The organism is Legionella sp. km772 (genome assembly GCF_003989735.1).
In the GTDB taxonomy this organism is placed as follows: domain Bacteria; phylum Pseudomonadota; class Gammaproteobacteria; order Legionellales; family Legionellaceae; genus Legionella.
Genome location: NZ_RZGQ01000135.1, coordinates 1 through 7,615, shown reverse-complemented (window position 1 = coordinate 7,615; position 7,615 = coordinate 1). Strand labels below are relative to the sequence as shown.

Genomic DNA, 7,615 nt, shown 5'->3' with positions numbered 1-7,615 from the left:
AAAACTCATTTAAATCACTTTGCTATTAAGTACAAATTGATTCTTAGAGCGAACCAGATTGCTTGGCAGGAGCTTAAAAATATGGCAGCTTAAAATTGACCGTGCGTAACATGAGTAACTAAATAACTCGCTAAAGAGAAGGCGATTTCGAAAATATTGGTAATAAGTTTACCGAACCAAGACAATTTGTCTTCGAGAATTTGAAAAATAATCGCAACACTTGCGAAAAACAAGGACCAACTCAGAATCAGATGTATTTTTTTACAGGCTTCAAGAATCCCATCTTTGAACGTGGTACTTTCATTTTGCAACTTTCTAAGTGCACAGCAAGTAAGGCCCACATTAAAAAAAGTCAGAATAAAATAATTAATGAAATAGAATAGCCATAATTTAAAATACTCGTAATAACTAGAGGGATTAGAGAAACTCGCGAGGTTGGTAAACGAATGAGTAAACGAACAAATAATTAGGATCGCGCTAATAAATGCCAATAAAGGAAAAATCAACATCGATTTATTGCCTTTTAGCACATCCCAGGCGGATTGGATAATACTGCTGGCACTAACTTGTCTTCTGTACACAATAACCTCGATTGTTAATATAAAAAGTATAGTTGGAAATAGCTAATGTTTACTCTATTTATGGAATTTTTATAAAAAACAGCTATAACTCCACAGCAACTGTATTAATTTTACACATAAAAAAAGCCCTCAGCAATAAGCTTTTCTCTTAGTGAAGCAAAGTAAAAAGCTATTTTTCATTTTATCCCTTTGATTTTCATTAATTTTTAACTGCACTCCATTAACTACGGCCGTATTTATCCGTTTTTGCAAATAGATTGCTCCCTATGATATATTTACTCGCATTTAGCTTGTTAAGTTTATTTTGCCAGTAATAAAGGAAGAGTTTTTTAAGCTGGCCATTGAATGACTTTATGGCTTCTAAACCTAACTAGCCTATGACTGCGCATAAACTTGGACCTATTTAATGGAAATCAAAGTAAATTTTCTCGACAATTTAAGACTTGAAGCCAAATTTGATGACTTTACTGTCTTAGCCGATCAACCTATTCGTTATAAAGGTGATGGCTCAGCTCCAAGTCCTTTCGATTACTTCTTAGCCTCATCAGCACTTTGCGCGGCATACTTTATCAAGGTCTATTGTAAAGCTCGCGATATTCCTACGGAAAATATCCGTTTATCACAAAATAACATTGTGGACCCTGAGGATCGCTATAACCAGATTTTTCAAATTCAAGTTGAGCTTCCCGATGATATTTCGGCCAAAGACCGAGAAGGAATTTTACGCTCTATCGACCGTTGCACCGTAAAAAAAGTGGTACAAACAGGTCCTGAATTTAAAATTGAAACCGTAGAAAACCTAAGCGCTGACGCTAATGCCATGTTGATGAGTATGCCGGCAGAAAATGCCAGTACTTATATTCTGGGCAAAGATTTGCCGCTTGAGCAAACCATTAAAAACATGACTGCGATCTTGGCTGAGCTTGGTATGAAGATAGAAATATCTTCCTGGCGCAACATCGTTCCTAATGTATGGTCCCTACATATTCGTGATGCCGCCTCTCCTATCTGTTTTACTAACGGTAAAGGCGCCTCCAAAGAAAGCGCCCTATGCTCAGCCTTAGGTGAGTTTATTGAGCGCTTAAATAATAATTTTTTCTATAACGATCAGTTTTTTGGCCTTGAAATCGCCAACAGTGAATTTGTCCATTATCCCAATGAGAAATGGTTTTCCTTAGAAGAGGACGATGCGCTTCCAGCAGGCCTTTTGGATGATTATTGTCTAGAAATTTATAATCCCGATGACGAATTGCAAGGTTCACACCTGATTGATACCAACTCCGGAAATAAAGCTCGCGGTATTTGCGCCATTCCCTACATCCGTAAGTCAGATGGGGAAACTGTCTATTTTCCCTCAAATCTGATTGAAAATTTATTCTTAAGTAATGGCATGAGCGCAGGTAATAATCTACAAGAGGCCCATGTGCAATGCTTATCAGAAATTTTTGAACGCGCCGTAAAACGTCAAATTATTGAAGAAGAACTTGTTCTCCCCGATGTGCCAATGAGCGTACTGGAAAAATATCCGAGTATTCTAGCAGGCATTAAAGGCTTAGAAGAACAAGGCTTTCCTATTGTCGTGAAAGATGCCTCTTTGGGTGGGCAATTTCCCGTCATGAATGTAACGCTTATGAACCCAAGAACTGGTGGCGTATTTGCTTCTTTTGGCGCCCACCCAAGTTTTGAAGTAGCGCTTGAGCGAAGCCTTACTGAATTATTGCAAGGACGAAGTTTTGAAGGTCTAAACGATGTCCCCAAACCCACCTTTAATAGCATGGCTGTCACAGAACCCGAAAATTTTGTTGAGCACTTTATTGATTCCACCGGCGTTATTTCCTGGCGGTTTTTTAGCAGTAAACCCGACTATGACTTTTGTGAGTGGGACTTCTCAGGTAGCAATGAAGAAGAAGCTAAAAGGCTATTCGACATTTTAGAAGCTATGGGTAAAGAAGTATATGTTGCCGATCTCACGGACTTAGGTAGCTCAGCTTGTCGTATTTTAGTGCCTGACTATTCAGAGGTTTATCCGGTTGATGATCTTATTTGGGACAACACCAATAAGGCCTTGCATTACCGGGAAGACATCTTAAATCTGCACTCCTTGAGCAATAAGGCTTTAAGCAAATTAGTTAGGCGCTTAGAGGACAGTCAACTCGATAATTACATTGATATTGGCACCTTAATTGGCATAGTATTCGATGAAAATACCGTCTGGGGCAAACTAACTATTATCGAACTTAAAACTCTTATTTATCTTGCATTGGGTAAACTTGAGGATGCATTGGAATTAGTTGGTGAACTTTTACAATTTAATGACAATACCGTTGAACGAGGTTTGTTTTATCAAGCAATAAATGCCGTGCTCGAAGTGACTTTAGATGAAGAATTGCAGCTTGAACACTTTATTGAAAGCTTCCAACGTATGTTTGGTAGCGAGGTAATGGAAAACGTGGTGGGCTCAGTCACCGGCAAGGTGCGTTTTTACGGCCTAACCCAAACCAGCATGGCCCTGGAGGGGATAGAGCCGCATTTACGTCTCATTGAAAGCTATAAGAAGTTACATCTGGCACGCAAAATCAAAGCAGGATTTTAACTCCGTCGAAATCCACTAAAAAGAATTTCTGCTCCCTAACAATGTGGGAGCTTGTTAGCCTCTATAAAATTAGGGCATGATTTTTTAAATCTAAAATTTATCGGCTAAGAGCTGATTTGACCAAAGGTTTTCCACAAAATTTTTAAGTTAAATCCCCATGTAAGAGTTCAAAAAACTGTCCTTTACTATTATAAAACAACTTTATTAAAGGAAATTTTATCATGGCTGATAATAATTCTAGTAGTGTGGTATCTATTGTCGCAATTATTGCCATTTTATTAATAGCAGGTGCGGTGGTGTATTTTTTATTTATTAATTCAAACACCGGAAAAACAACCAAAATAGATATACAAACACCAACAATTACGGCACCCACCACTGGAAAATCTGCTAGTTAACAAGATTGTGATGACTGCTTAATCCGCTTACTAGAGATTCATGAATTAGATTATCCATGAACTTTATACGCCTAAGGTGCAGTAGCTCTTAGTGACGGATTATTAATTACTTCTTCACCCGGCAGGATGGGAGGTGAAGAAGTGGTTACCTCTGCTAATCGATGGTCAAAGAAATTTAAAGGCTTGCTTGCTGCAGGAAATGTAGCCGTAGGTGAATCTTGAAATAAGGGGACATAGGAGGCAGCAGTAGGCATCGGATCAATTCTTAAAGTAGGTAAAAAATAAGCGTTCAATATTCCAATAATAGGCTGATGTAAAGGCTGTAAACATACTTTAACTTTGCTTATATACTCTTTAACCCTAGCAGGATTATCCGGTTGCTTGTCGTATAAAAAGAGCGCAGTGCTTCCATGGATATTTTTTAAACTCATAAATTCTGATTTTAATCTATTCATTTCTTCCTTAATAATTTCTAAATATTCTTCCGAATCTTTATCACTCGAATTCTGAACTAGAGTATAAATGCACAGCCATTTAGCTATTTCATCACCCAGTTTTTTTGATTTTCTTTCCGTTTCTAAATAATTCTTATAAAGTGGTTCTAAAATATTTTTGGCATCATTATCAATCAAAGCCAAAAAGGATCTGGGATAACGTGGAATGATCGATCCGGGCCCATTGGGAGCTTTTTGCCAAGCTTCTAAGACTTGGTAAAAACGAGTAGCAGCGGTTTTACTTACCACAGCTCCTACATAAGCACCCAGATAGGTTCCAATAAGAGGAATCATAGTGCCTATTGCTCCACCTACTGTACCGCCTGTTGCGCTAGCAATTGCTGTACCAATTTTTTGATCCGTATGTAAGGGGTTTAAAGAGGGTTTTGATACAACAATCGAAACCACCGCGTCAACAATTTCACTAACCCCAGGAATAAAAGGCTTAACTAGTTGGCTAGCATTTGCTTTTAAAAAAATCTTTCCAATAATGTATAAGATCTCTTGAGCCTGTACAGCGCGAGCCTTGGTTTGGTTTTCTTGTTGCGAAAGGTATGAATTAATAATTGAGGAAAGAACAGTAGCCGATATTAATACCTTACCAAAGGGGATATTATCTATCAGGCTTTTCTTAATTTCTTTAATTAATTCAGCACGGGTATGATCGATAGTTTGATCGAGCGATATATCTATTAGCTTACTAAGTTCTGTTTCTTTCTCAGTATCTTGGGAATGGCTTAAATTTTGATACTCAGTAATAAATTGATTCACCACTTCTTCATTGGAGTATTCATCAAGTAAATTTTGTTTTACTTCTTCCCGCCTTTTGGTGAACAGATGGCTAATGTTTTCAATCAGCCACATCAAATTGCTTCTGAAACTGTAAGAGTAATAAGGCATCTCAATTAAAAATAAAGTCCACCAAGGACGATATTTTTTGTTTAATATATCTTGGAGGAGTTCATTGATTCGCTGTATATTTTGCCTTTTGGTAATGAAATCCTGCTGATCAATATTTATTTTACGGTATAAGAAACTAAGTAAATCCTGTTGTAACTGCTCGTCTTCAAAACTCTTAATAGCCTTAGCGATGCTAAGAAGCTCCTTATCTGAAAGGCTTGTTTTTTCTAAAATTGTAGCGATATCACTCGCCACACTATGATTTTTTAATTTTCTTTTCCTAAACAGGGTAAAGGGATTCCATGAACGTTTTTCTGTTGTGGCATAGCGTTGTAGGTGATTAATACACTGTTCAGTTGAAATGAAGGTGAGAGTCATTTTAAGGCCTTATTGCAGGAAGAAGCAGTCATTTTGCGCGCTTATTGTACACAAACATCAAAATAATGCAATCGAGGAATAGTAGTAAAAAATTAGGCCTTATGGTGGAAGAAGCCAGAAAGTTAGTCACTATACCAATAGAAAATAAGAGCCCTATTTTTATTTGCAAGATCTCTAGCCTAATTCTTATGAATCTATTGTTTAATGCTTCATCAATTGGCACAATGCTCAGCATTCGCCACAAAGTTAACAGCATTTATCGAGGAGAAAACATGGCACTTAACTACATTTGTTATATTCGGAATGGGCATTTGCAAGTTGAGGATGCCGATGCAGCAGGAGGCCCTAGTTCAAATGCAACTCTGTTTGCTAGTGAGCCTAAATATCCCCAAAAAGTTCATTTTCAGCATCCAGGAAAGCATCCTTTTAATCAACAAAGTAAAGAAGCCTTAGCCCTCGCTGCCCATAAGGCGTGGATTACAGCGAAACATACCGATGAACTATATCAGCAAGGTGGAATCGATGTTCTACATGGTCGCATGCGTAATGTATCCTATACAAGGCTTCAAACTTTAATAGGGCCCGAGGAAGAACCTGAACCTTCCCTACTTGGATTAAAATAAGAATACTAGTTATCAGATGCTGCTTCTGCACTAGGCAGCATTTGTTAGCATAGAGCTCCTATCCGGCCAGAGAGGAAAATTAAATTGTTTCTATTATCCGCGAACTGGTTCGCATTTTTTAATAACCTCTTACGGTTGAGTGCAGGCCGGGAAATAATTTCGAAAAACTCCCAGGAGAATTAAAATTGATCAACATTATAAAAAATCCTTATCTTTTTGCGCTCATTCTTTTCTTTTCTTGCTCCGTTTCAGCAGCGAACCGTTTGATTTTTAGTTTAGATGTAATTCGTCATGGCGATAGGACGTCTTTCGAAGATCTACCTAACGCAAAACATAGTTGGCAAGAGGGCTTGGGCCAATTGACAGCAATCGGTATGAAGCAGGAATATGAGTTAGGGTTAAAACTTCATCAACGTTATATCGAAAACCACGCACTACTTCCCAAAAATTACGAAGCCGGTGCCGTGTATGTGCAATCAACTGATTTTGACCGCACTATTATGAGCGCCACTTCATTATTAATGGGATTGTATCCTTTAGGTACTGGGCCTATTTTATCTGACTCAACACCAGCTTTACCCTCACAGTTTCAACCGATACCTATTCACACTGTACCCAACACTAAGGACAGCGTTTTTTTAGTGGATCTAAGCTCTAGTGAAACCGCTGAACTTATAGAAAAATATGTTTTTACCCGTGCGGATTGGAAAGAGAAATCCTTACAGTTAGAGCCTCATTATAACCGCTGGAGTCAATTAACGGGTTTAAACATCACGTCTTTATGGGATGTCGTAATGCTAGGGGATACTCTCACCACCTATCTTGCCCATGACATTCCTTTTCCCGAGGGTTTATCTAAGGAAGAGGCGTATACTATTATGAAAGACGGTCAATGGCTATTTGCCACCTTTTTTAAACCTACTCAAATAGGCGATGCTGTAGGGAAGCAGCCATTAAGAAAAGTTATTGAATACGTGCAAAAAGCTGCAGAAAAAACATCAAAGACAAAATTTGTTTTAATTTCTGCGCATGACTCAACCTTGCTTGCCATTATGAGTGCGCTTCATAAACCACTACAGAGCACCCCGCCCTATGCATCAAACTTGAACTTTTCTCTTTATCAAAATGATTTAGAACACTATTTTGTTACTATCAGTTTTAATGAGGAACTTATCGGTGTGCCTGGTTGCCAGGGCAAACTATGTACGCTTGAGCAGTTTCTTAAGTTATAAAAAAAAGTCCCGAGAAATACTCGGGACGACTTTAAAAACCTAGAATTCCTGGGTTGGTTAATAAAGCAGAATGGATGTTGTTTCAACTAAATTCCAAAGAAGCAAGTTAAGGTATAACACCTCAGTCTTAGCTTGTTTGGGGAAAGCAAATCACTCATAAAAAAAAGCAATCTTATTTACTTGTTTTGCTGTGCACACACTGTGGTGCAGTTCTTAGCATTCTAACTAGAGCACCAATAAATAAAGAAAATCACGGTGTATGCACAGACTTATCCACAGAAATTGTGGATATCTTGTCGCTGTCGCGAAATGATTTGTTCACAAAACAATCGATAAATCTTAATTTAACGCGTTAACGCCTGGTTAAAATCAGAGTGAACTCATCCATCTCAATCATACCAATTGCATGCTCATTT

Annotated in this window: 6 protein-coding genes; 4 read left to right on the top strand and 2 right to left on the bottom strand. The window is 38.0% G+C overall.

Annotated features, from left to right (window positions below; genetic code table 11):
• Nucleotides 1-89 precede the first annotated feature (89 nt).
• The gene (locus ELY15_RS11835; protein WP_127100280.1) at nt 90-581 is read right to left on the bottom strand and encodes a DUF6159 family protein; all 492 of its coding nucleotides are present in this window, start codon (nt 579-581) and stop codon (nt 90-92) included.
• Between the two features lie 406 nt (nt 582-987).
• Here ELY15_RS11835 and ELY15_RS11830 point away from each other — a divergent pair, with 406 nt between their 5' ends.
• Nucleotides 988-3,174, top strand: coding sequence for an OsmC domain/YcaO domain-containing protein (locus ELY15_RS11830; RefSeq protein ID WP_127100278.1), 2,187 nt, complete (start codon nt 988-990; stop codon nt 3,172-3,174).
• A gap of 221 nt (nt 3,175-3,395) precedes the next feature.
• On the top strand, nt 3,396-3,572 hold the full coding sequence (locus ELY15_RS16185) for a hypothetical protein (protein WP_158617465.1): 177 nt from the start codon (nt 3,396-3,398) through the stop codon (nt 3,570-3,572).
• A gap of 71 nt (nt 3,573-3,643) precedes the next feature.
• Here ELY15_RS16185 and ELY15_RS11825 read toward each other — a convergent pair whose 3' ends face one another.
• Nucleotides 3,644-5,344, bottom strand: coding sequence for a hypothetical protein (locus ELY15_RS11825; protein ID WP_127100276.1), 1,701 nt, complete (start codon nt 5,342-5,344; stop codon nt 3,644-3,646).
• A 272-nt stretch (nt 5,345-5,616) separates the two neighbouring features.
• Here ELY15_RS11825 and ELY15_RS11820 point away from each other — a divergent pair, with 272 nt between their 5' ends.
• The gene (locus tag ELY15_RS11820; protein WP_127100274.1) at nt 5,617-5,967 is read left to right on the top strand and encodes a hypothetical protein; all 351 of its coding nucleotides are present in this window, start codon (nt 5,617-5,619) and stop codon (nt 5,965-5,967) included.
• Nucleotides 5,968-6,152: 185 nt separating this feature from the next.
• Nucleotides 6,153-7,199: a histidine phosphatase family protein gene (locus ELY15_RS11815; RefSeq protein WP_127100272.1), complete on the top strand. Its 1,047-nt coding sequence runs from the start codon at nt 6,153-6,155 to the stop codon at nt 7,197-7,199.
• Nucleotides 7,200-7,615 lie beyond the last annotated feature (416 nt).